This is a genomic window from Microcystis sp. LE19-8.1F (genome assembly GCF_027531715.1).
Lineage (GTDB): Bacteria > Cyanobacteriota > Cyanobacteriia > Cyanobacteriales > Microcystaceae > Microcystis > Microcystis wesenbergii_A.
In genome coordinates, this window is record NZ_JAPZSO010000006.1 from 89,038 (window position 1) to 112,292 (window position 23,255).

Below are 23,255 nucleotides of genomic sequence, written 5' to 3' on the forward strand. Positions count from 1 at the left end.
ATAATAAAAGGTTAACACAAATTTGAGAATTTGTCAAGCCCTTTTGCCAATAAATTTGGGAAAATTATCGGCAAAAAGATCACCAAAAGTCAGTGATTTGGTAGCCAAAATCCGTTAACATCTGCCTAAATAGGGGTAAACTTAAACCGATAACATTACTGTGACATCCCTCCAATCTTTCTACGAATAAACCCCCCTTTCCTTCTAGGGCAAAACAGCCGGCGCATTTGAGGGGTTCTTCGGTGTCAACGTAGGCAATAATTGTTTCATTGCTGATATTGGCAAAGTGAACTTTAGTGATCCCACAACGAGTCAAGGTTTGATGATTAACTCGATCGATTAAAGCATGACCTGTATAGAGTGTACCCACCCGACCGCGCATTTTTTGCCAACGCTCGATCGCTTCTGATTTATCCTTGGGTTTGCCATAGACTTCCCCCGCTACTTCTAAAACGGAATCACAACCAAGAATTAATCCTGTATCAAATTGGGGGGCGATCGTTTGTGCTTTACATTGGGCTAAAGTTTGGACAAGATGGAGAGTATCATCAGCATTAATTGTCGATTCATCAAAGTTACTCACCCGCACAATTGGATCGATTCCCACCATTTGTAATAGTTTTTTGCGTGCAGGAGAAGCGGAAGCAAGAATCAAGGGAATGGACATAAGTTTTAAAGGAAAAAGGAGAAAAGTTAGGTAGGGTGGGTTAGGCAATGACAAATTATTAGACTTAATTATCAATTTATCTATTTACCGTAACCCACCATCAGTTATCAGGTTTTTAGCTATTTATGCTAGGAATTGACAGGATTTTCGGGGGGTAAATAACGATCTAAAATCTCAACCATGCGGGATTGTCTTTCTTCCTTGTCAAATCGATTATAAAAATCTGACTGAACCTCATAAAAATTTGACATTGATCGAGTTAATTGTCCTAGCAGTTGATCAAGTCCCCGTCTGTCTTTTTCCCATTCTTTTTTAGACTCAGCAAGACTATTAGTTAACGCTTCGCTCGATTTAGCGTTAGAATTAGCGATCACTCTAGTTTCTTTTAATCCCTGATTGGTTTCCTGTAATCCTAATCTAATCTCCCGTAGTTCTGTTAGGGTATTGTCAGCAAGAGATTCGAGTCTATCTAGTCTATTTTCTTCCGAGTTACTCATATTCAGTTACCAGTTATCAGTTATCAGTTATCAGTTAAGTAGGTAGGCGTTAAAAATTATCAGACACCCCCCTTATCAAGGGTAGGGTTGATTCATGAATCAACCCTACCTTGAATCAACCCTAGGGGGTAGGGGGGATCGAACCTCAAATCCATTTTTAATTTAATTATAACCAGCTAATTATCAGTTACCAGTTATCAGTTACCAGTTACCAGTTACCACTTCCCCACTGATTACTGACTCAGTAAGTAATCTCAATTAATTGTTAGATAGTGGGACAGGCTTCTGGTTCTTTGTCTGTTATCTTTAATTGTAAACCGGCTACCTAGTTGATGATAGGTGGTGCGTTACGACGGATTGTTACCTTTAAGTCAAAACAGGAATTTTTGCCGTCTAACGCACCCTACGTTTTACTGTTGCCTGTTGCCAGTTTCCCTAACTAACCGAGAAAGAATCAACGATAGTTTCAAAGAGTTCTTGAATTTGCGTCCAACGTTTTTGGGAAGTGGAAAGATTAAAAGAATAGAGTTTATTATTATTAACCGTGACGCTGGCCAGATTATGACGTTCTTGACCGTTGGCTAATTTAACTTGATATTCGAGGATATAATAATCTTGTCCGTCGATTTGATGAGATTCTGAGCGAATTAATTCTACTTCCTTATCAAGATTGGGGTTAAGACTGTTATTTTTCAGGAGACGATAGCCCACTTCCGAGGGGGTCCCTAAATCTGTTAAGGTTTTATTGTCGGGGACGGGATTGATAATAACGCTTAAATTTTCGCTCGTTTCGATCAGGTCATGAAAAACCACATCTACTCCCGCAACTTTTTTCACATCCACCTGCGTCCAACCCTTAGGATATAAAAATTGATAGCCTTGGCTGCCACTGGTGTATCCTTGCAGTCCAGCGATGGGAGTTGCACAAGCGGTGAAGAGGAGGGTGGTAATTAGGAGGAAAGTCGCCAAAAGAGATTTAATCATGATATTTTGACCTGTAAGTAGGGCTGTTTAATTTTACCTTGAATTGTTTAGGTGAACGGATTATGAAAATTAAGAAAAAATTGACAATTATTATAGCTATAGCCACTTTTTTACTGACTATCTCTCCCCTAAGCGCTCAAACTACCGCTAACCCCGTCAAGGCTGTAGAATTTTATAATCGGGGGGTGGATCGTTTAACCGCAGGGGATTACTCAGGGGCGATCGCAGATTTTACTCAAGCTCTACAATTAGAACCCAAGGATGCCGATGCTTACTATAATCGCGGCTATGCGGAGTTAGTTCTCGGCCAGTACGAGCGAGCGATCGCAGATTATACCCAGGCCTTGACAATCAACCCCAATTATGTTAATGCTCTCGGTAATCGTTGTTATGTGCATTATCTGACGAAAAAATACGAGGCAGCGGTGGAAGATTGCACAAAAGCGATCGCTTTAAACGGAAATTTTGCTGATTTCTTTATTTATCGCGGTAATGCTAAGGATGACTTAGGTAAACACCTAGAAGCGATCGAGGATTACACAAAAGCTTTGAGTTTACAGGGAACTAGAGGACAGGATCGCATTTTCTATAATCGCGCCCTGTCCTATAACCGAGCCGGACAGCAGGAAATGGCTTTAAGGGACTATAATGAGAGTCTGAAAATCAATGCTAATTTTGCCGAAGCGTACCACAATCGGGGTTTAACCTATTATAAATTGGGAAACAGGGAAAAAGCGATCGCTGATTTAGAGGAAGCGGCCCGTCTAGCGTTATCTCAGGGTAAACAGGGGACTGCGGCTAAGTCTCAGTCAGCAGTGGCATTAATTCAGGGTCAAAAGCCTTAAAATAGGGAGTAGTTGTGATATTAGCGCTAAAGAGGAGTGAAAGGGGCTAAATCGCAACTACGAGGGACTAAATTTTAGCCAGCTTGAGATGCGTAAAAAGCGACGGCTAACAGTCCACCGACAAGTGTGATCGCAGCAACACCCCAGAAAAGATAATTACGTTGTTGCGATTTAGTGGGGGGGGTCGCTTGATAAACTTTCGGTTCGGCGGCGAAATTATTTAAGCGTCCACCTTCTTCGTTTGTATAAGGCATAATCAAAACCTCGAATATGACAATTTTTCAGGAAAAAAATCCTCTTATTACAATAGTACAACATATTTTTAGTAAGTGAGTCGGGGATGTTTGGAATTCCGGCGGGGATAACAATTCTTAGTCTTGGGGTAACTGCTGGACTCTGCTACTTTTATTGGCGATCGCATTTCCCCTGATTGAAACCGCGAAAACAACTTAAAAAAAGCCAATCACTTTCACAAATTGTCTGTTAAAAATTCTTACAGAAGCCTAGTCTCATAGAATAGCAAGCGACAGAGACCATCCTTACCCAATGTTAAAACTTGGTAAGCTAAGACGTATTTATAGCAGTTTTCATTGTCGATACCTCAGTAAGGTGAAAAGCGCTATAATTACTGTCATCATCTTTCTCAAAAAAAGAGGAGAAAAAAGCCAGTTCTGCCTTTCTCTCCTCCAGTCTAGCGATTAATTACATTCAAACAGCAGTGAGTAATCTTTAATTACTATTCACTGCTTTAGTAAGCACCATTATTTTTGGGAAAAACCACAACACCGATAGTTTTGAAGACTACCCAGATATCGGTTAACCAGTTACGCGAATTAACGTAATACACATCCATCTGCACGCGCATGGGATAGGGGATGTCATTACGTCCAGAAACTTGCCATAAACCAGTCAAACCGGGGCGAATAGTTAAAACTTTGTCGATGCGATTGCCATATTTCTGCAATTCTTCGGGAACTAAAGGCCGCGGACCGACGACGCTCATATCTCCTCGCAGGACGTTCCAGAATTGGGGGAACTCGTCTAAACTGGTTAAGCGCAGAAATTTGCCAATCCAAGTTATGCGGGGATCGTCCTTAAGCTTGAAATTATCCTCGAATTCCGCCCGCAGTTGGGGAGAGTCTTCCATCAGTCTCTCTAATACCTTATCCGCATCCATCACCATAGTACGGAACTTAATACAGTTGAAATGCTGGAAGTTTTGACCGACACGCTTCTGCACATAGAAGACCGGACCGGGGGAACTAATCGCGATCAATAAGGCTAAGATTAAATAAAGCGGCGAAAAGAAAATTAGCACCGATAGGGAGAAAACGATATCGAATAATCGTTTTGAGGTATCGCCGTCTAAAGCTATTAACCAAGATTTTTGATGCCGTCTACCAGAGACCGAAGGTTTGAACCCTCGCTTCATCAAAGCTTGTAGAGCCTTGACGGAGATAAGTTGGCTATTAGCAGTCATCTTACTCCTTCACATCACACACACCACACAGTACTCATGATAAAGCCACAAGACTGAAAAAACAAGTCTTCAGGCCAATAACTGGCACGGGCTATTTTAGAGCCTTTGTACTGAAAAATCTCTAATTAGGGTTTGCGGCAAAAAGTTTGTTGCTGGGGTTAAGAGTCGGGAGTCGGTCGTCAGCAGTCAGCAGTCAGCAGTCAGCAGTCAGTAGTCAGTAGTCAGCAGTCAGGAGATTGCTTTTATTTATTCTTGCCACTTCCCAATTCATAATTCCTAATTCATAATTTATAATTCCCTCTCCCCCCGCAACGGCTCGACTGAGCATCGCGGCGGTTCGACAAGCGGTTCGGCTGATCTCACCGTCGAAGCCTCACCGTCCGCTCGACTTAGCTTCGCCGAACGTCCGAACGTCGCGCACGAAGTGGTCTCCCTGCTCCCCACTCTCCTATACCTTTTAAACAGGATTTGGTTTTATGGGACGTTTTTGAACCACCAAAAATTAATTATGCAAGAAATAAAAGAGCATCAGCAAATGATGCCCTGTGGCTGAACATTTAAGTAGTTACAGCTTTGATCCTAAGGATGAATTATGCTCTTGTCTGCGCTCGTCTCCTGACTCGGAGAATTCTGAGTCCCGAAAACGAAAACTTTATACTTCATCATGAAGATAAATCCCCTGCTTAGGCGGGGCGTTTTTTCATACTACCTAGTTCTCGAATGCCTAACCAACCGATCAAACTATAGCAAATCGATAGCAACATACTTTGAATACCAATTCTTAACCACTGTTTCAAAGCCTCCAAGTTAGCTTGACTTTCTGCCTGTGTTCGCCGATCTTGCAGCTGAGTTTGTAGCTGATTTTTGATCTCATCTAATTTCTGTTTAAACTCCTTCGGTTTTTTGGATAAATTCCGTAAATTAGTTAATTGTTCTTTTTGTTGACGGAGGGTCTCTAACTGTTCTGTGCTGATCGGTTGTCCTTGGAAACGACCTGTTTCAATCACTTGAGTTCTCTGAGAGATCTGCTGGTCTAATAGTTGAGGATTTTGGGATAGAGTATTTAACTGGACTAAGAAGGCTTGAATTTGTCCCTCCCCTTGGTCAACACCCTGTTGAATTTGAGTCAAAGCGTTGTTTTTAATCTGGTTGATATTATTGATATGAACAGGAATCATCAACAGAAAAACTAAGCCTAACAGTGTGGAAAAAATAAAGATCGGCCAACGCAATTCAAAGCGGGATTTTCTGGAAATGACATCTCTATCTCTGTTAGCATCAATCCAGTAAGCGATTAAAACGAGAATGATACCCAGAAGAGGAACAATTCCTCGATCGACAAAGGTGGTGACGAACCCTACCTGCCATTGGGATTGACTGAATCGATAGGGCAGCGGCAGGATAAACCCATCCAAAAGGAAGGAAAAAATGAAAACCAATCCCGTTAATTTCAGGGACAAAGAAGTAAAGCTGTTCATCGCTGTTTCTGTAATGGTATGTCAATGAATAGATTCATTAGTCTGTTTAAAAGTTCTCGCTGGGGATTCGCGGAAGGATTTTGCCGAGAGGCACTCTGACAAACTGCAATTTCTAATTAACTTTCGCTCAGCCCCCCCGCTAAACCCTATATTAAAATCGTTCTGCTTGTCAACCCCTTTCGAGAATCGACTCTAAAAATATTACCTCAATATGGTATCGCTAAACTTATCCCTGTCAAAGAATAAAATTTTCCCAAGCTCTCAGACGAGGTTTTCCCCCGGCTCTCTTACCTAAGACAGAGGCTGTCAAAGAATAAAATTTTCCCAAGCTCTCAGACGAGTCCTCAATGGTTAGCCTATAGTAAAGACAGCCCCCCTGAGTTGATAACAAAACCCATGCAGAAATTGGTGGAAGTTTTAGCCGATAAACAAGCTCTGATCGCAAAATCTCTGGCTCTAGTTCTGGAAAAAATCACAACCAGCCTCGACCAACAGGACTATTTTACCATCGCTCTGTCCGGCGGTAGTACCCCGAAACCTCTCTACGAGGCTTTATCCTCTCAACCCCTCGACTGGTCAAAAATTCACGTTTTCTGGGGAGATGAACGCTACGTTAGTCCCGATCATCCTGACAGTAATCAACGCATGGCCCGGTTAGCATGGCTCGATCGCATAGCGATCCCGGCCGCTAATATTCATCATGTTCCCACGGATGACCCCGATCCCTACCTGGCCGCCCAAAAATACGATGATCATCTCCGCCAATGGTTTGGGGTCAATTCTCCCGATTTTCCCGTTTTTGATTTGATTTTATTGGGAATGGGCGATGATGGTCACACCGCCTCTCTCTTTCCCCACACGGCGGCTTTAACGGTCAGCGATCGCTGTATTACCGTCGGCGAGAAAGACGGCAATCCCCGCTTAACTTTTACCGTTCCCCTGATCAATCGGGCCCGTTGTGTGATCTTTATCGCTGCCGGCGAAAGTAAACGCCCCGCTTTACATGAGATTTTCTCTGCCTATGGTGATTCTTTCTCCTATCCTTCCCGTCTCATCCACCCCCCGGCAGGGGAATTATACTGGTTACTCGATGCCGCCGCTGGTTCCTCGTTTGTCTAGAGAATAGGGGAATGGACGAATAGGGGGAATGGGGGAATTTCAACTAAAACCCTAAAACCCTAATCTGCTTTTTTACTTTTCACTTTTTCCTGAAAAATGATCGTTTGTCCTAATTGCGAACATACTAACCCCGATGAGGCCAGTCAATGTGAGGCCTGTTATACCCCCTTACCGCGGATGTCTTCCTGTCCTAGTTGTGGGGCAACCATCCAAACTGATGCCACCTTTTGCGGTCAGTGTGGCTACAATTTACAGCCTAATTCCGTTCCCCTGGTTACGGCCGAGGCCGAATCGGAACCTGAACCCGTCCCACCAGTCCCTACAGCCACCGTCGCCTCGATCGCACCTCCTCCTGTTGCCCCCCCACCGGTTCCGGCTGCCACCCGCTTACAGACGGAAATAGCTAGTTTGCAGCACCTGCAAACCGATAGCAAAATTGAATTACCCCTACATCTATCGGTAATTCATATCGGCAAACCTAACGATCGCATTCCCCCCGATATCGATGTTTCCGGTTTTCCCGATTCTGATATCGTCTCCCGGGTTCATGCCGATATCCGCGTCGAAGGGGGCATCTATTACCTTGAAGACACGGGCAGCGCTAACGGAACCTACGTTAATCACACTCCCCTACCCCCCGGCAATCGTCATCGTCTCCGGGCTGGCGATCGCATTTCCCTCGGTAAAGGCGACAAAATGACTTTTATTTTCCAAATGTCTTAAGTAGTCTGGCAAAATTAATTTCCTGGTTGAGACCCCGAGAAGGTTGACAGTTTTTCACTCCAAAGTCCGCTTTTTTCCTTTTTAATTTTCCCTTGATCACTATCCATCTTCTTTTTTACTTCTCACTTTTTACTTGGTCAATATGCGTACAAATTGGCGACTCGGCTCTTTATTGGGCATTCCTCTCTATATTGATTCCTCGTGGTTTTTGATTCTGGCTTTTGTCACCCTGATCAATGCCACCGATGCAGAAATTCAGTCTCTGGCCGCCCAGAGTTTCGGTTTAGCGTGGTTACTTGGTTTAATCATGGCTTTATTGCTGTTTATCTCGGTTTTACTCCACGAATTAGGTCATAGTTTCATGGCCCGTTGCCAAGGCATCGAGGTCAATTCCATTACCCTGTTTCTTTTTGGGGGTATGGCCTCGATCGAGCGAGAATCTCGGACCCCTCCAGAGGCCCTGCAAGTAGCGATCGCTGGACCCCTCGTTAGTTTTCTCCTGTTTTGTCTCTTATCCCTAGCCAGTCACTTACCCTATTTAAACGCCAATTTAACCTATATATGCGGGCATTTAGCGATAATTAACCTGTTTTTGGCTCTATTTAATCTTATCCCCGGTTTACCCCTCGATGGGGGTCAAATTTTAAAAGCAATGGTCTGGCAAGCGACTGGCGATCGCTGGAAGGGTTTACATTGGGCTGCGATCAGTGGTCAATTCATCGGTTGGTTGGGGATTATTTTGGGGATTTTCTTGGTTCTCTTGACGGCAGACGTGGGGGGTGCCTGGTTAGGATTAATGGGCTGGTTTATCCTCAGAAATGCCAGCGCCTACGATAATTTGACTAATTTACAGGAAAGTCTCCTCAATTTTACAGCGGGAGAGGTGATGAGCAGAAATTTGCGGGTTTTAAACGCCCATCAAACCCTACAGGAATTCGCCCAAGAATACGTTTTAGACCGAGCAGCCGCCAATACTGCTTATTTTGCCGCTTCCGAGGGGCGTTATCGGGGATTAATTCGGGTGGAAGATTTACAGGCGATCGAGCGGAGTTTCTGGTCAGAAAAACAACTGCTTGATATTGCCCATCCCCTCGCGGAAATTCCCAGTGTTGAGGAAAAAACCCCCTTAGTGACGGTGGTGCAAAAATTGGAAACCATCCCGGACCGCATGATCACGGTGTTAACACCAGCCTCCGCCGTAGCCGGAGTGATCGATCGCGGCGATATCCTCAAGGCAATTGCGATTAAATACCAAATTCCCCTAGAGGAAACGGATATTGAACGCGCTCGCGAGGGAGTTTACCCCAGTTATTTGCCCTTAAATGTCATTGCTGCCGCTCTCGACAAAAGCGAACCGCCAAAAATCGGCGAACCGTCCTTAATGTCCTGACCTAGAGAGGATGGACGGTAATAATCTTGAATATGGCTAATCCGAAAATTTCCTCGCTGGTTAGTCTGCCACAATTTCCCCGTTTCCACATCTAAACAACTTAACCAGCCTTGGCCGTAGGCCCAAGTATCAATACAAATGGCATGGCCGAGATTAATCGGTTTCCCGCTTTTTTGGCTGGTATGGCCGCAAATCATGGTTTTTCCCGAACTATGGGCGGCGGGATATTGAAATTTCTCCCAAAAGAGTTTGTATTCTGGTTGTCTGGCTAGGGGTAGATTGGGATCGAGACCAGCGTGAACAAATAAATGATTTGCAGTTTCGTAGCTATTTATACAGACTTTTCCCAAAAAATCCCAGTGAGATTCGGGAATTTTAATCAGTTGGCCTTCGCTATAGGATTTTAGAGTAGCTTTACCGCCTTTTTCTAACCAGAGACGCTGTTTGAGGGGGTTGTTACGGGCTTGCAGCATGATAATCTCGTGATTACCCTTGAGGGGAATCAAATTTCCCTGTTTGTGTAGGGAAATCAGGCGATCGATCACCCCTTTCGAGTCTCTGCCCTTATTAACGTAATCACCGAGGGTGATTAAAGTATCTTGCGGTTTGGGATTGACGATCTCTAGCAAGTGATCTAGAGCTTTCGAGCAACCATGAATATCGCCGATCGCTAAGGTTCGCATGAGGATTTTGTCTGCTATGTTGGTAATACTCACCGATACTTTTTTGCTAACACAAACCAACAGATGAGGCAAGAGGCAACAGGCAACCTCCCCGATGTCGGGGGAGTTGGGGGGGGCGGGGGAGATTCAGCCGATCTAAGGATAGGCGGTTAGAATGGGTCTTAGCTTATCTTTCCAAGCCTAAAACAAGAGCTTTCGGTGCTTAGATTTGCCTGCCCTGTTGGTTATCGACCTGTAGGCGACCCTGTTCTTTTGTCATTGCTCAGTTACTAGATTGGCAACCTAGACCCTGACATTATAGGACTTTTGAGCGAGCCTAGTCAATGCTTTAAGTAGGGCTGGCTGAATAAATCTAAAAACCTTGTTGGATAAAACTTTTAGACTTTTTTGCTGAGGGGAACCCTAGGGCGAATTACTTCGCCCCTTTAAAAGCCCCGTCCGATTGCACTTATAGGCAACGTCGATTTATCCCGTTGCCTAGCATCCGCTTAGAATCCCCCGTCATTTATGCGGGGGAGAAGTCAAATTCTCGTAATCGGTAAACGTAGCCAATCGCTTAATTGTTGTGCCAACCAATCTAATTCCGCTTCGCTAACATCTTCACTGGCAGTGATAATATATTCTTGATGGCTGGCAATCAGGGCCAGACAAGGAGGAACAATAGTAAGATTTTCTCCCTGCATAGTGACAGTGACATTGCGACGAATGAGACTATAAATTTCGGAACTAGCGGCATCGGCAGTTAGTTTAAATTTCAGCCCCCAGAGTTTTTGGTAAAGAGAAACTTTTTTGGTGGTAATTTTTAACTCTAGTTCTCCCTGCCCAAAAGATTTGAACAACTGCCAAGATAAACTAGCGGAGATTAAATTGAGCAGAAAAATTAGGATAATTGGGATTAAAAAAGCGACCAGTTTGAGATCGTAAATAGCGACTATGGTTAAGAGGATAATCGTAAAGAATAGGGATGGTAAAAACTGTCTTAACTGGGTTTTGAGATTGTTGAAAAACTTTTGTTTGGTTTTACTAGCGATTTTTATTTCCAGGAGATTATCTTTTTTATAAACAGTAACTTCGCTGCCGTAGGGTTTGGTCAGATTGCCAATAGATACTAAGATCAATTGACAACTATATAAACTGGCTAAAGCTTCGGTTACTGAGCGAAAATTATAGACTGAATGGGAGTTTGATAATCTTTTTAACCAATAGATGAAAAAAGCACTTAGATTAGTTTTTTGTTCAAAATTTTCTGGTATGTAACGATGCTTAATCCCGGTGGCTAAACTGATCAAAGTTTTGCCTAGATCCTGTAAGTCCGTGATGGGAGAATCAGAATCAAAGGCAAAATCAACTAGATAAAAACGATTAGACTGAGTATCAAAGAGGATATTACTAAGTTTGATATTGCCGTGGTTAAGGGGGACATCCTGCTGATGGAGATAGGAGAGAATCTCCAAGAGATATTTGGCAATTTGTTTGAGATCTTGTTCTGCTAACAAACAACTGGAGTTAAGATAGTTTTCTAAAGGCTGCGCCGATAAATAAGGTCGGACAATAGCGATGATTTGTTCTGGGGATGAATCTATCTCAAAGCTATCGAGGTATTTGGGGAGAGATGGGTGAGAGAGTTGTCGCAACAGGGCGATTTTACTGGTTATTTCTCCGATAAACTGACTCCCTTGCCCACTAGGAACAGGAATAAGTTTAATGATCACTAACTGGGTGGTGTGTCTGTCCCTAGCTAAGATAGTTTTTTTTCCCAGCAACTGTTGGACTTGATAACGACTATGGAGAACTCGATCGAGCATGGGCGAGGATAGCGTAAGTAGTATCTCTAGGATAGCTCAATCTGGAAACTCTAGTCCCCATCTTTAGCATCCTTTTAATATTTTAACCCATATTCCCCACTTCAGTTTGAAGCATAAAAAACTCCAGGTCTTTTCCAAGAAAAAGAATCAGAATAAGCAAAAAAAATACTCAACCAATCAGATATTGAGAAGAAATAATCAAATACCAAATATTTTTTCGGCTCAAAGAGTTAAACTAAGTCACAACCAGCAGTCAGGGGTAAGAGTTGTTGGTTGGGAGAAGCCGAGAGGCCTTTCCGCACTTCTTAACATTCCATTGATAATTTTTACTAATATATTGCTTAAAACCCATTGCCAGTAGGGACTATAGCTACAATGATTGATTTTTATCAAGGTGAAGAATTGTAATTTTTTTCTCAGAAAAAATCAATTATTGAAAATGTTCTCAATAGTAGTTTCTACAATGAAGGTTTTTCGTCAAAACATCACATCTTGGGGAATGTAAAAATATATAAAAGTATATGAAGGTCTGCGGAATGTCGGACTAAAATTAAATCGGCTCGCTTGTGAGTTTATTCTCTGCTTGGCACGACTCCCAAGGGTGACGACGAGAGTAAACCAGGTGGCTAGGATAAACCTAAAATTTTCCCAAAATAGGAGGAACCTCTCATGGTTGAGGCCATCTTACCGGGTACTTACATAACAGTACGAGATGAAGGACTGATTAGTGCTGGTCAGGTTGTTTCAGGAAATATCGGAATTGTTGGAACCGCAGCCAAAGGACCAGTGGATGAGGTACAAATTCTTGGCAGTTTTTCTGAAGCTAAAGCAATTTTCGGGGAAATCGATCCCGCTCGCCAACTAACCTTAATTCAAGCACTAGAGCAGATTTACAACAATGGCGGTAAGACTGTGTATGCAGTTCGTACAGCTGCTAAAGCCGCCAAAGCTACCTACAAAATCAAAGATAGCTCTGAGAAAGATCTGGTGACACTAGAGGCAAAAACTCCAGGAAACTGGGGTAATGACATCAAGATCAAAATCACTGATGCCGACTCGCCTGCTAAGAGCAAGAAAGTCGAGCTAACCTATCAAAATACTAAAGAAACCTATACCATTTCTAAGTCCGGCGACCTGGAACAACAAGTCAATAACCAGACTAAAGGTTCTACTTTAGTGACTGCCACTCTAGCTAAAGACTCTTCCTCCGAGGCTTTACCGAAAAACACCGGCGAAAGTGGTGAGAAATTTACCCCAGGCTCCGATGGAGAACCGGCTAGTGCCGAGGAATATAAAAATAGTCTGGCACAACTGGAGAATGAACTAATAAACTTGGTTTTGCTGGCCGGACAGGATGTCAGCAACTCCGAAATGGTGACAGCACTGCAGGGTCACTTGAACACAACCGCAACAATCAAGCGAGAACGGATCGGCATTATTGGTAGCGGAACCTCTGATGATGTCAACGCGATCGCCAAAGACATCCCGGATAGCGATCGCCTGATTTTGGTCGCTCCAGGACTACAAATCTCCCCCCAGGTCAAACTCTCAGGCGCTTACACAGCAGCAGCAGTCGCGGGCCTACTGGCATCTCTGCCGGTGCAGGCTAGTCCGACTAACAAACCTTTGACAATTCCTGGCCTCTCCAAAGAGTTTTCCACCTCCCAGCTGGAAAAGCTCGTCGGCAACCGAGTGCTGGCGATCGAGAAACGGGAGGGTTTTCGGGTGGTCAAAGGCATTACCACCGCCAAAAACTCGGCTTGGCATCAGATTACCACTCGGCGGATTGTTGACTTTGCCATTTACGGGGTGCGCTCCGCCTGCGATCCCTACATTGGCAAGTTGAATAACGAACGGGTACGGGGAGCGATGAAAGCCACTCTTGATGCCTTCTTGACGCGCATGGTCCAGAATGAAGCTCTGATTAGCTATGAGTTAGCCGTCACCGCTAACCGAGTTCAGGAAATTGCCGGAGAAGCGATCGTGACCATGACTCTGCGACCGACCTTTAGTATTGACTTCATCAAAGTAACCATGTATCTCGGTTAACCCACCCATCAATTACTTCCCAGAGGAGGAAAACTATGGCCAATAACAACGTTTTTCGAGGGTCTGATGCTACCCTAGTCTTAGCTGTGGATGACAAAGCCACCGAAGAAGGCAAACTGGCGGATGGACTGATTAGTGAGTATGAGTTTTCTAATGTTGTGGGACGACTGCGAAATGTACAGGTGAACGTCCACAATGAGATCAGACCCTATCACGAAATTGGTAAGCGCTTTCCTACTGAACTTCGTCCAGGTAATGTTGATGTTTCAGGCTTTGCTGAACGCGCTCACATTAACGGCGCACTCTTGCGGTTATTGTTAGGTGATGCGGCAAAAAGTCCACCGCCAGCAGATCCGATTCCCCAGCCAACTTTCAACATCGTCATCAACTTGAAAAATCCCGCACTCCCCAGTAACAGCAGCAAACTCGTACTATTTGGGGTCAAGTTTGAGAAGTGGAGTTTCAGTTTGCCAGAAGATGATTTTATTATGGAAGGGGTTACTTTCCGCGCTTTACGGATCAGCAGCGAAGAAACCGCAGGCTAACAATTATGGCTGAAATTTCTCTGACTCCAGAAGACCTGTTAGCGGGTGCTTCTGTTACTTTTGATATTGCTATCCCAGTCAGTATTTTGCATCCAGGCGAACTGGATACTTCAGCCGATAAATTCCCGGAGTCAAGGCGAATTGTCCAGATTCGTCCTCTGACTATTGGGAGATTTCAATTGATAATGAAGGCTTCTCGACAGGATGCAGGATTAATTCCCCTTTTAATGATTAAAGAATCCTTAGTTGAGCCGACTTTATCCTTGGAACAAGTTAAACAACTCCCTTTAGGATTGGTCAATTTTTTAATTGACAATATCCGCGAAATTAGTGGTTTAACAGGAAAAAAAAATCTTTCCTAGATGTTAGTCAGTCTCCTTGGGTACAAGCAGCTTATATCCTCGCTAGGGAATTTGGCTGGACTCCCCAACAAGTACAAACAATGACAATGGCGCAAGTTTCTCTATACTTACAAATGATCGCTGAGGATTCAACCAAAAACCATGAATGATGATTTTCTAGTCAGCCTCGGTTTAGAATTATGCCAAGAGTTTCAAGAATGGAATTACTCTTTAATTGACGATTGGCTTAATAGTATAGAGCTTTTAGAAAAAGACCTGCAACCTATAGCAAGATTGCACCTTGCTATAGAAGATTTATCGGAAATAACTGATTTATGTAGAGATTGGGAGGCTTGGCTAACTGCTGATTTTGTCCCATCTTTAAGGTCTAAAAATGGGAAAATGTCTTCTCTTGAAAGGGATAGTTCCCAATTTGATTTAGGAGTAAATACTTCTTCTTTTATGTCATTTTCTCGTCAATCTTTGGCTTCAGCTTCTGATTATCCTCAACCAAATCCAAGAGTAAGGAACAAAAATTATCCCCCTTTACAAGAGGAGCAAGAAAATTTATATAACATTCGTCAAAAGAAACAGATAAGTTTTGATGATAATCATCAAGCTAATAATATTTATCCGCAGAATAACGCAACGAAAAGCCAGCGAGAATTAACTAATTTAGTTAGGGATATATCAGCAGAAAATTTACCCGTAGATTCAGATAATCTCAATTTGGAAACAACCCCTTGGCAAAATTCTGGACAAAAGACTGAAATTGAGTCAAATAATCCTTCACCGAAAAACTGGCAAGAATTAACCGATTTAGTTAGGGATATATCAGGAGGAAATTTACCCTTAGATTCAGATAATCTCAATTTGGAAACAACCCCTTGGCAAAATTCTGGACAAAAGACTGAAATTGAGTCAAATAATCCCTCACCGAAAAACTGGCAAGAATTAACTGATTTAGTTAGGGATATATCAGGAGACAATTTACCCTTAGATTCAGCAACAGCGGCTGATATTATCTCTCAGTCTGCTGAGATGTTACCAATTTCATCCCAAGTTTTACAGCCATCTAGAGAAAAATTATATCATCAGATCAATAATATTAACAGTAACTTTTCTAATATTAAAGAAACAGAATTAGAAATCAATAAACAGGAATCTGAAAATCAATCTTTCAATCAACACACTAGCCTTCAAGATACTGAACAACAAGCAATCGATCTAGATTATATTCTAGAAACTCTACAAACAAAAATTAATCAAGAGTACCGACGATTTTATGGAGGTTAAATATGGCAATTGAAATCGCAGGAATTCAACTGAATCGAGTACATAAAATCGAGACAATCGAGCAAAATAACTTTGTCTATCACCAAATTCCAGGAAAACAGGGAAACCTAGTCCAGAATTTTGGTAGAGATTCGGTAAGATTACAAATCAAAGGCATTTTTTATGGCAATAAATACTTGGCTGATTTAGAGAAATTAAGAAAAATTTATAAAGAGCAAAAACCCGTTGAATTTATTGCTGAAATTATCGGACAATCCTATTTTAGTCAAGTAATTTTAGAAAGGTTTGCCGTTGTTCAATCTGCCACAGATCCCGAGCAATTTAGCTATACTTTAACCTTAGCTGAATATGTCCCTCCAACTCCCAGTCAAGCATTTGCACAAGTGGCTTCTGTTGATGCTAATATTAAAGCAGATGCTGCTAGTTTTATGACCGTTGCTATGCTACCAGATGCTTTACAATTTGGTTCAATTCCAGCAATTACTAATCCGATAGAACCCTTGAAAGCTTCTCTCGATCCTATCAAAGAAGCAACTAGCACTCTTGATGGTAATCTTAGTGATTTAAAATCACTCTTTAACCTTTAGTGAAAATATGGTGTTCTTTAGGATTTTTGAGATTTTCCTCCCACAGTCTCCACACTCCCCTCCCCATTATAACTTTATTGACAGTCCCCCGACACCTGCTATAATGATTACCATAGGTTTTGATAACAGTTCCATTTTCCCTGAAATCCTTGATGTCCTAAGACTTTTCAAAGAATCGGGGATTAGCTCTAAGTCTCGCACTGTATCACCTAACTGTCAGCGCAGAAAAAATGTGACGATTTGTGTCAGACGCTCGGATTATTAACCATTACTTTAAATAAAAATTATGAGTTTAGCAATTCTCGATCAAATCCAAACCCTTGATGTAGATTCACAAGCAACTTTTGCGGAAGCGGGAAACCCTTTTACCACGTCTCAGGAATTAGTTAAGGCTAATTTAGTGGTAACTTTTCCCCCTCTTCCCTCCTTTGATCAAGTAACTCAACCAATTACTAGCGATCCGATAAAGATTCCTACAGCACCTTTTTCCGTGGGTGAAATTCAAACACAGGTTACGGGAAAATTAGGCGATATTTCTAGCATTAGTATAGACACTTTAACCCAGTCAATCCCAGCTAACCCCGGCGCAGATACTTTTAAAGGATTAGCTGTCACAGATCAAGTTAATAGTTCTCTTAGTGATTTAACTTCATCTATTACTGGTAATGCTAATTTTGGTCAACTTGGTATTCCCAAAAATCAATCAACTCCCTTTGACGAGTTTCAAGAGTTTCTCAATAATGCTCAAGCTTTTCCAGGTAAAATTTTAGATGCTATTATTAAAGCCTTTAAAAATTTTATTGATAAATTATCTAATCCAGACGAATGGTTAGATAGGCTTAGTTCTGACGCTTTAACTGAAATTTTTGTTGAACAAATTCAAGAACTTAATTATATCTTACCCAATGGAGCGATTCAACTCTATACTTTACAAATTAATCAACAGACCCAACTTTATAAAGATTATCAAAATTTTCTGAAATCTCTCGATCCTAAAAATTTAAGCCGCGCCAAAATTATACCCTTAAGACAACAAATCAAAAGCTGGTTATCGGAGGTTAACTCTCAAGGAGAACAGATTAATTTAGCAGTTAAAAATCTTAACTCTTTTGATATTGATAAGTTTTCTACGCTTTTGACAAATCTTCCCAATAGTGGAGGGGGACAAATTGAAACTCTTTCCAAAATGTTTCAAGGTATAGAAAATTTTGTCAACAGTTTAAAAGAACGGATTACCACAGTCACAGAAAAACTAGAAACCTTCATTACAAAAATACAAGATTTAATTAATCAGGCTATTACCAAAGTCAGCGAAATCGGGAACAAGATTTTAAAAGCGATCGCCGATAAAATTGAACAAGCGGGAAAAGCTTTAGATCAGGTTCAAGCTTATCTGACTAATACGATTGATAAATTAGTTGATTTTGTTGAACAAACAGCAGCAAAATCTGATGAAATTGTTAAACCTTTAAAGCAAGCGATCAATCAATTTGCTAATACTGCGGTACAAGATATTGAAACAGTAGCGCAACAAATTAAAGAGACAACTCAAACAATTGAGAAATCTTTAGATGAAGTAAATAAAAAAATTACTACTGAACTTAGTCCAGAAAAATTGGAAGAACCAATCAAAAAACTTCTGGGTAAAGTAACAGGTGTTTTGCAGAGTCAACCGGTTAAAGATGCTTTGAATAAAGCTGATCAAGGTATCGATCAAGTGGTGGCTGCTTTACAGAAAGTTTCCCTTGAACCTGCTTTTCAATTAGCAGTTACTCAAACCAATAAATTAGAAACAGAACTCAAAAAAATAGATGTTTCTACCATGGGAACTGCACAAAAAACCGCCTTAAAAGTAGGGGTCAAAATTCTCCAAGAAATTGATGTTCCTGGGGTAGTTAATCCAGAATTAACAGCAGCCTTCGATTCTCTGTTAGATCCGGTTGTTGGTTTAGTAGATTCAATTCAAGGAGAAATTAAACAAGTTGATGAACAAGTTAAATCTTTTGCTCCCGGAACCTTAGTTAAGACTTTTCTTGATCCTTATATTCAATCTCTAGTGACGGAACTGAATAAATATAAACCTTCTGTACTTTTAGAGACAGTTAAACAACTGTATGAAACCTTACTAGAAAAGTTGGAAATTTTGAATCCTAATCAGCTTTTAGAACGTTTAGAAGAACTTTATGAAAAATTACTTGCAGTTGTTGACTCTCTCTCTCCTGAAAAACTCACACAGTTCTTGACGGAAAAGCTAAATGCACTGAAAAGTATCTTAGATAACTTACCAGTTGAACAACTAATCAATAAAGTTATTGAAGCCATCGGTGATGTGGAAAAATTGTTAAGCGGTTTAGGATTAGACAATGTGTTAAATTCTGGTTTTTGGCAAACTTTAGAAGAAATTTTGAGCCTTAAACTCCAAGAACAAATTCAACAAGTAGATACTATTAAGGCGAAAATTATAGAACGGGTTAATAACATTGATGAAAGCAAGTTGATTGCTGCGTTAACTAGCTTACGTACTAATCTTACCAACTATGCAACGGATCCCAACATTGCGATCAGTAACGCCAATAATGAGTTAAACCAAGCTTGGAACAACTATCAAAAAGCATCGGAGGATTTTACGGCTGAATGGAATCGCAGCAAGCCACTTTTAGATAATTTTAATCCACCGGCGGAATTTGCGGTAGATTATCGAGATTTGTTAACTCGTATGACTGCTCTACGTCAAAGATTAGTTACTGCAAAAGTCACCAACGATCCTGATACAAAAGCTCTAACTCCTTCGTCAAATCCAACCGGAGAAAAGTTAGACAACTTACTGAAAAGTTCTACAGCGCGAAGTGATGAACAAATTATTGCTGATTTGAAAAAAGTCATTCCCAATGAAATCGAATCTCAGTTGACAGGTCCGCTCAAAAGGATTCTTAGTACCTTGGATGAAATTCTCGCTCAACCCCGTACTATCCTAGAAGAAATCAAGAAAGTCATTCAACGCTTGCAATCTGCTCCTACAGACATCGCCAAGATTCTGAAAAATTTAACCACTGATTTTGGTAACATTATTCGGGATTCGATCAATAAAGTTAAAACTGCTATTGATGGTACTGTAAATAAAATTATTGATTCCCTGGAAACAATTTACAAAGAGATTGTTGATAAACTCAAAGAACTAAGACCTTTGCTGATTCTAAATTCTTTCTATGATGTCAGTGATTTTAAAGGTGGTACTGTGGTACATCTCTTGACAAAATTACGGCGTAAAGAGCCATTGGATGCAGTTTCAGCCTACTTCTGGACAACTCTCAATGAAACGCAAAAAGCCTTGCTAGAAAATGCTGATCCTAACCAATCAGGAACGCAAAAAGCTCTTTTTAATGCTCTCAATAAATTACTAACAGATGTAAATTTCTATGGAACTGAACGCTTCAAATTAGTTGCTGAAAATCTTCCCCAAGAAGCTAAAGATTTAATTGCTAAACCGCAGCGCAGTGAACTAGAAACTATTCGCTTAAATCGCTTACTGCTAGAAACCGCTTATCCTCAAGAAATAATTCTGAGCTTACAATCAATTTATCCATTCTTCTTAGGAAAATTGAAGGAAATTTATCCCACCGAAATAGTCAAAAAACTAGATCAACTTCATGCTAACATTGTCAAACTCATCCTTGATATTCCTAAAGCTTTAGAAGGTGCGCTTAATGATGAATATCAAAAAGTAGTAGCTGCTTATCAAGAAATACGCCAGAAAATTGATCGTATTTTTAAAGCTTTAATTGAACGATTATATGGGTTAGAAAGTGAGTTAGGTATCGGATTAGAAGATGTCAGTGATGCTTACCGAAGTTTATTAGTAGCTATTCCCGTTTAAAAGAAGGAGGTTAAACTAAATTTATGAATCAACCTCTACAAGTTAACTATAAAGTAACGATTGGTACTACCACTTATACGGTTGATGATTCATCGTTGGTTTTAAACTTGCGGGTAAGTTCTTCATTGAATATTCCTGTAAATTTATGTCAGATTTCTCTCAGTCTTGCTGATTCGTTGGCTCTCTCTCTTGATCAATCGATAACGGTTAAATTAGGAAGTGATTCTCAATTAAGCCAGGTTTTTCAAGGTAAAGTTAGCCAGATAAAATGGCAAGTTGATCAAGTAAATCTTGAAGCTATGAGTAGTTTTAGTAGCTTGACCAAAGCAAAATTTAACCTGCTCTATGAAAAATCCTTTGCTGGAGATATAGTAAAAAATATTGCTCAAAATAGATTGGGGTTGGAAGTCAAGCAAGTTGACAATGGGATTAAATTTCCTGTCTATGTTATCGGAAATCAGCACACAGTTTATGAAAATTTACAAATCTTAGCTCAGAAATGCGGCTTTGATCTGTATGCTAATATTGAAGACCAATTAGTTTTTGCTCCCTATAAAACCTCAAAAAAACATAAATTTGAGTATGGCATTAATCTTCTTGCTTGGGAACAGATGGAGGAACATCCTTTGCAATCTGGGGTAGAAGTTTATGGGGAAAGTCCCGCTAGTCAGGGACAAGGGGAAAAAGCTGTATCTTGGCTCACTAAAAAAGAGGTTAAAGGAAGTGATGGCAAAAAATCTCCAGCAACTTTGCAACTAGAAGATTCTACTGCTAGAACTCAAGATATTGCCAACAAAATTGCTAAAGCTTACTTAAAAAAATACCAGAAAAAACAAAAAGGAGTGATTAAAGTTGTGGGGGAACCTAAAGCTAAATTAGGCGACAGCATTGAAATTGCTAAAATGCCAATATCGTCGCTTAATGGTACTTTTAAAATTACGGGAGTAGAACATTATTTATCTCGTAACAAGGGATTTTATACTACCATTCACTGGGAGGAAGTCTAATGGATTCAATTGTCGGCGTAATGAAAAAAGTTGCTCAACAGGAAGCACAAAAAATCTACACTACTGAACTTGGTATTGTTACGGCAATTTTTCCTCATTCAGCAGAAAATGATCAAGATAATTATCAATGTTCAGTAAAATTAAAAAATAAAAGGCAACCAGACGGAACTGATTTTGAACTCAGGAAAGTTCCCCTTGCTACTCCCCATTTAGGATGGGTAAATATTCCCAAAGTTGATGACCTGGTTTTGGTTACTTTTATTGGGGGTGATCTCAATTCTCCCGTGATTATTGGTCGTTTATACAATGATCAAGATCAGCCACCTGTCAACCAAGAGCAAGAATTTTTATTACAACATCCTCTGGAAAATGGTAGTCAAATTAAGATTGATAAAGATAGTGTGATTACCATTAGCAGTAAAGATGAAAAAAGCATTGTGACAGTGAAGGATAAAGAAATCACAACAACTAATGAGAAATGCGAAATTAATCTTAATGATGGCGATATGACCTTAAAAACTCAACAGTGTAATATTGTTCTTAAAGGAACGACTTTGACGATTGATAATGGGACTTGTAAAATTGAAATTGCCAGTGGAGGAATTACTATTGATGCAGCAAGTAGTAATCTGACTTTGAAAAGTTTAGGTGGGATAAAAATTGGCGATGCTGCTACTTCTAGTATCCAAGTTGGGGGGAGAGTTCCTGCCAATGCGATCGCCGATAATGATGACATCTTGTTAACAACTCATACCCATCTGGGAAATTTAGGTGCGCCTTGTCCGATTCTGATTCCGACTGAAAAAATTAACTCAATTCAAGCTAAAGCAAGAAATACAAAAGTAGGATAATTAACTAAGTAAAATTGACAAAGAGGATTAAATTATGGTCAGAATTAAAGGCGCAAATAGTGATTATGAATATTCAAGTCAAACTGATGGAATTGTTGACAAAACGACAGAAAGACCAGAGCTTTTTCTTCAGATTTTTATCTGTCCCTATGATATGCCTAGTCGCATCGAAAAACCCCATAATGGTAAATGGTGCATAGGCACAGATCAGAATTGTCCCCACGAAGGGAATAAATCCGGTCATGCTCTTATTAATCTACATCAAAAGGAGGGAATTTCTTTAATTACTGACAACAATAATAAACTCTCAGTCACTCAGGAGGGTAATATTGAACTCATCCCCGCTAGTGGAAAAGTTATCATTAAAAGGGATAAAAAACCGAGTTGTTCTTTAACCCTGTTAGAACAAGGATTAGAAATCAAGCTAGAAAATGGCGCAGCAATTCGTTTTGATTTAGCTGGTAACATTGAATTAAGTCCTGCTGTCAATAAAACAGTGACGGTTAAAGGCAATCTTACCGTAGAAAAGGAAATTACTGGAAAACTTTCCTCCGCCATGAAACAGGAATTAATTCAGGAAATCAAACAAAGCTTAAATAAATAATTAGGGGTTAAAATATGACCAGTCTCAATACATTTGATCTGCAATTAACACCGGGAGAACTAGGACAACAACAAGATATTAATCGAGTTGATGGCCGAAAAAATCTAGCGCAAGCTATTGTTAATAGATTTTCTACTCGTCGGGGAGAATTGACAAAATTAGGACATCCATCCTATGGATCTCGCCTTTATCTATTAATGGGAGAACCCAATAATATTCGTACCCGTAAGCTTGCAGAACTTTATATTAGGGAATGTTTAGAGCAAGAATCTCGGATTGCTGAAATCAAGGAAATTAGATTTGAACCACCTTCTCGCGACTTAGACAAACGCAATGTTTTACTAACAACAATTATTTTGCAACCTGTAGGAGAATCTACGGATCTTAACATTCAGTTAGCCATCAATCTTTAGCCATAATTATCCTTTCA

Annotated in this window: 22 protein-coding genes; 14 read left to right on the forward strand and 8 right to left on the reverse strand. The window is 40.7% G+C overall.

Going from position 1 to position 23,255, the window contains the following annotated elements:
• Positions 1-79 precede the first annotated feature (79 nt).
• The 3 genes from O9334_RS01140 to psbP all read right to left on the reverse strand — a co-directional run bounded on the left by O9334_RS01140 (position 80) and on the right by psbP (position 2,148).
• A complete protein-coding gene (locus O9334_RS01140) occupies positions 80-667 on the reverse strand; it encodes a Maf family protein (protein ID WP_287998641.1) in 588 nt (195 codons plus the stop codon).
• A gap of 128 nt (positions 668-795) precedes the next feature.
• Complete coding sequence (locus O9334_RS01145; protein WP_287998646.1) at positions 796-1,164, reverse strand: hypothetical protein; 369 nt, start codon at positions 1,162-1,164, stop codon at positions 796-798.
• Between the two features lie 435 nt (positions 1,165-1,599).
• Entirely contained in the window at positions 1,600-2,148 is a 549-nt protein-coding gene (psbP, locus tag O9334_RS01150) for a photosystem II reaction center PsbP (protein WP_008205525.1), read from the reverse strand.
• 62 nt (positions 2,149-2,210) lie between these two features.
• Here psbP and O9334_RS01155 point away from each other — a divergent pair, with 62 nt between their 5' ends.
• Positions 2,211-2,993 carry a tetratricopeptide repeat protein gene (locus tag O9334_RS01155; protein ID WP_149987904.1) on the forward strand — a complete coding sequence of 261 codons (783 nt, stop codon included), beginning with the start codon at positions 2,211-2,213 and terminating at the stop codon, positions 2,991-2,993.
• 74 nt (positions 2,994-3,067) lie between these two features.
• Here the strand turns inward: O9334_RS01155 and psb34 are convergent, their stop codons facing one another.
• The 3 genes from psb34 to O9334_RS01170 all read right to left on the reverse strand — a co-directional run bounded on the left by psb34 (position 3,068) and on the right by O9334_RS01170 (position 5,951).
• Positions 3,068-3,247 (reverse strand): photosystem II assembly protein Psb34, encoded by a 180-nt coding sequence (psb34, locus tag O9334_RS01160; protein ID WP_045361589.1) that lies wholly within the window; start codon positions 3,245-3,247, stop codon positions 3,068-3,070.
• 494 nt (positions 3,248-3,741) lie between these two features.
• Entirely contained in the window at positions 3,742-4,473 is a 732-nt protein-coding gene (locus O9334_RS01165) for an undecaprenyl-phosphate galactose phosphotransferase family protein (protein WP_045361591.1), read from the reverse strand.
• 683 nt (positions 4,474-5,156) lie between these two features.
• Positions 5,157-5,951, reverse strand: coding sequence for an HpsJ family protein (locus O9334_RS01170; protein ID WP_045361594.1), 795 nt, complete (start codon positions 5,949-5,951; stop codon positions 5,157-5,159).
• Positions 5,952-6,347: 396 nt separating this feature from the next.
• Here O9334_RS01170 and pgl point away from each other — a divergent pair, with 396 nt between their 5' ends.
• From pgl to O9334_RS01185, 3 genes are all read left to right on the forward strand, one after another.
• Positions 6,348-7,070 (forward strand): 6-phosphogluconolactonase, encoded by a 723-nt coding sequence (pgl, locus tag O9334_RS01175; RefSeq protein WP_045361597.1) that lies wholly within the window; start codon positions 6,348-6,350, stop codon positions 7,068-7,070.
• 96 nt (positions 7,071-7,166) lie between these two features.
• Positions 7,167-7,793 carry a double zinc ribbon and FHA domain-containing protein gene (locus tag O9334_RS01180; protein ID WP_045361599.1) on the forward strand — a complete coding sequence of 209 codons (627 nt, stop codon included), beginning with the start codon at positions 7,167-7,169 and terminating at the stop codon, positions 7,791-7,793.
• Positions 7,794-7,935: 142 nt separating this feature from the next.
• Positions 7,936-9,183 carry a site-2 protease family protein gene (locus O9334_RS01185; protein ID WP_287998664.1) on the forward strand — a complete coding sequence of 416 codons (1,248 nt, stop codon included), beginning with the start codon at positions 7,936-7,938 and terminating at the stop codon, positions 9,181-9,183.
• Here O9334_RS01185 and O9334_RS01190 read toward each other — a convergent pair.
• Together O9334_RS01190 and O9334_RS01195 are read right to left on the reverse strand one after the other, a co-directional pair.
• Complete coding sequence (locus tag O9334_RS01190) at positions 9,102-9,866, reverse strand: metallophosphoesterase family protein (RefSeq protein WP_002801964.1); 765 nt, start codon at positions 9,864-9,866, stop codon at positions 9,102-9,104. The two genes, O9334_RS01185 and O9334_RS01190, sit on opposite strands and share 82 nt — an antisense overlap.
• Before the next feature lie 521 nt (positions 9,867-10,387).
• Positions 10,388-11,671: a protein kinase domain-containing protein gene (locus tag O9334_RS01195; RefSeq protein WP_045361603.1), complete on the reverse strand. Its 1,284-nt coding sequence runs from the start codon at positions 11,669-11,671 to the stop codon at positions 10,388-10,390.
• Positions 11,672-12,340: 669 nt separating this feature from the next.
• On the opposite strand from O9334_RS01195, the gene O9334_RS01200 reads away from it, so the two are divergent.
• From O9334_RS01200 to O9334_RS01245, 10 genes are all read left to right on the forward strand, one after another.
• The gene (locus O9334_RS01200; RefSeq protein WP_287998668.1) at positions 12,341-13,720 is read left to right on the forward strand and encodes a phage tail sheath C-terminal domain-containing protein; all 1,380 of its coding nucleotides are present in this window, start codon (positions 12,341-12,343) and stop codon (positions 13,718-13,720) included.
• Positions 13,721-13,755: 35 nt separating this feature from the next.
• Positions 13,756-14,265 (forward strand): hypothetical protein, encoded by a 510-nt coding sequence (locus O9334_RS01205; RefSeq protein ID WP_147069699.1) that lies wholly within the window; start codon positions 13,756-13,758, stop codon positions 14,263-14,265.
• A gap of 5 nt (positions 14,266-14,270) precedes the next feature.
• Positions 14,271-14,627, forward strand: a complete 357-nt coding sequence (locus O9334_RS01210) for a hypothetical protein (RefSeq protein WP_147069701.1) — start codon at positions 14,271-14,273, stop codon at positions 14,625-14,627.
• A gap of 141 nt (positions 14,628-14,768) precedes the next feature.
• Positions 14,769-15,902 carry a hypothetical protein gene (locus tag O9334_RS01215; RefSeq protein ID WP_287998673.1) on the forward strand — a complete coding sequence of 378 codons (1,134 nt, stop codon included), beginning with the start codon at positions 14,769-14,771 and terminating at the stop codon, positions 15,900-15,902.
• A 2-nt stretch (positions 15,903-15,904) separates the two neighbouring features.
• A complete protein-coding gene (locus O9334_RS01220) occupies positions 15,905-16,489 on the forward strand; it encodes a DNA circularization N-terminal domain-containing protein (RefSeq protein ID WP_287998675.1) in 585 nt (194 codons plus the stop codon).
• 286 nt (positions 16,490-16,775) lie between these two features.
• Complete coding sequence (locus tag O9334_RS01225) at positions 16,776-20,363, forward strand: hypothetical protein (RefSeq protein ID WP_287998678.1); 3,588 nt, start codon at positions 16,776-16,778, stop codon at positions 20,361-20,363.
• A gap of 23 nt (positions 20,364-20,386) precedes the next feature.
• On the forward strand, positions 20,387-21,370 hold the full coding sequence (locus O9334_RS01230) for a hypothetical protein (protein ID WP_287998681.1): 984 nt from the start codon (positions 20,387-20,389) through the stop codon (positions 21,368-21,370).
• Positions 21,370-22,221, forward strand: a complete 852-nt coding sequence (locus O9334_RS01235; protein ID WP_287998682.1) for a phage baseplate assembly protein V — start codon at positions 21,370-21,372, stop codon at positions 22,219-22,221. Before O9334_RS01230 ends, O9334_RS01235 begins: the two co-directional genes overlap by 1 nt.
• A gap of 34 nt (positions 22,222-22,255) precedes the next feature.
• Positions 22,256-22,825 (forward strand): hypothetical protein, encoded by a 570-nt coding sequence (locus tag O9334_RS01240; RefSeq protein WP_287998684.1) that lies wholly within the window; start codon positions 22,256-22,258, stop codon positions 22,823-22,825.
• A 14-nt stretch (positions 22,826-22,839) separates the two neighbouring features.
• Complete coding sequence (locus tag O9334_RS01245) at positions 22,840-23,238, forward strand: contractile injection system sheath initiator (RefSeq protein ID WP_287998687.1); 399 nt, start codon at positions 22,840-22,842, stop codon at positions 23,236-23,238.
• The last annotated feature ends 17 nt before the right edge of the window (positions 23,239-23,255 follow it).

Bases quoted from the DNA above. Each gene is read 5' to 3' on its own strand.
- O9334_RS01140 (WP_287998641.1), bottom strand. From the start codon at position 667: ATGTCCATTCCCTTGATTCTTGCTTCCGCTTCTCCTGCACGCAAAAAA.
- O9334_RS01145 (WP_287998646.1), bottom strand. From the start codon at position 1,164: ATGAGTAACTCGGAAGAAAATAGACTAGATAGACTCGAATCTCTTGCT.
- psbP (WP_008205525.1), bottom strand. From the start codon at position 2,148: ATGATTAAATCTCTTTTGGCGACTTTCCTCCTAATTACCACCCTCCTC.
- O9334_RS01155 (WP_149987904.1), top strand. From the start codon at position 2,211: ATGAAAATTAAGAAAAAATTGACAATTATTATAGCTATAGCCACTTTT.
- psb34 (WP_045361589.1), bottom strand. From the start codon at position 3,247: ATGCCTTATACAAACGAAGAAGGTGGACGCTTAAATAATTTCGCCGCC.
- O9334_RS01165 (WP_045361591.1), bottom strand. From the start codon at position 4,473: ATGACTGCTAATAGCCAACTTATCTCCGTCAAGGCTCTACAAGCTTTG.
- O9334_RS01170 (WP_045361594.1), bottom strand. From the start codon at position 5,951: ATGAACAGCTTTACTTCTTTGTCCCTGAAATTAACGGGATTGGTTTTC.
- pgl (WP_045361597.1), top strand. From the start codon at position 6,348: ATGCAGAAATTGGTGGAAGTTTTAGCCGATAAACAAGCTCTGATCGCA.
- O9334_RS01180 (WP_045361599.1), top strand. From the start codon at position 7,167: ATGATCGTTTGTCCTAATTGCGAACATACTAACCCCGATGAGGCCAGT.
- O9334_RS01185 (WP_287998664.1), top strand. From the start codon at position 7,936: ATGCGTACAAATTGGCGACTCGGCTCTTTATTGGGCATTCCTCTCTAT.
- O9334_RS01190 (WP_002801964.1), bottom strand. From the start codon at position 9,866: ATGCGAACCTTAGCGATCGGCGATATTCATGGTTGCTCGAAAGCTCTA.
- O9334_RS01195 (WP_045361603.1), bottom strand. From the start codon at position 11,671: ATGCTCGATCGAGTTCTCCATAGTCGTTATCAAGTCCAACAGTTGCTG.
- O9334_RS01200 (WP_287998668.1), top strand. From the start codon at position 12,341: ATGGTTGAGGCCATCTTACCGGGTACTTACATAACAGTACGAGATGAA.
- O9334_RS01205 (WP_147069699.1), top strand. From the start codon at position 13,756: ATGGCCAATAACAACGTTTTTCGAGGGTCTGATGCTACCCTAGTCTTA.
- O9334_RS01210 (WP_147069701.1), top strand. From the start codon at position 14,271: ATGGCTGAAATTTCTCTGACTCCAGAAGACCTGTTAGCGGGTGCTTCT.
- O9334_RS01215 (WP_287998673.1), top strand. From the start codon at position 14,769: ATGAATGATGATTTTCTAGTCAGCCTCGGTTTAGAATTATGCCAAGAG.
- O9334_RS01220 (WP_287998675.1), top strand. From the start codon at position 15,905: ATGGCAATTGAAATCGCAGGAATTCAACTGAATCGAGTACATAAAATC.
- O9334_RS01225 (WP_287998678.1), top strand. From the start codon at position 16,776: ATGAGTTTAGCAATTCTCGATCAAATCCAAACCCTTGATGTAGATTCA.
- O9334_RS01230 (WP_287998681.1), top strand. From the start codon at position 20,387: ATGAATCAACCTCTACAAGTTAACTATAAAGTAACGATTGGTACTACC.
- O9334_RS01235 (WP_287998682.1), top strand. From the start codon at position 21,370: ATGGATTCAATTGTCGGCGTAATGAAAAAAGTTGCTCAACAGGAAGCA.
- O9334_RS01240 (WP_287998684.1), top strand. From the start codon at position 22,256: ATGGTCAGAATTAAAGGCGCAAATAGTGATTATGAATATTCAAGTCAA.
- O9334_RS01245 (WP_287998687.1), top strand. From the start codon at position 22,840: ATGACCAGTCTCAATACATTTGATCTGCAATTAACACCGGGAGAACTA.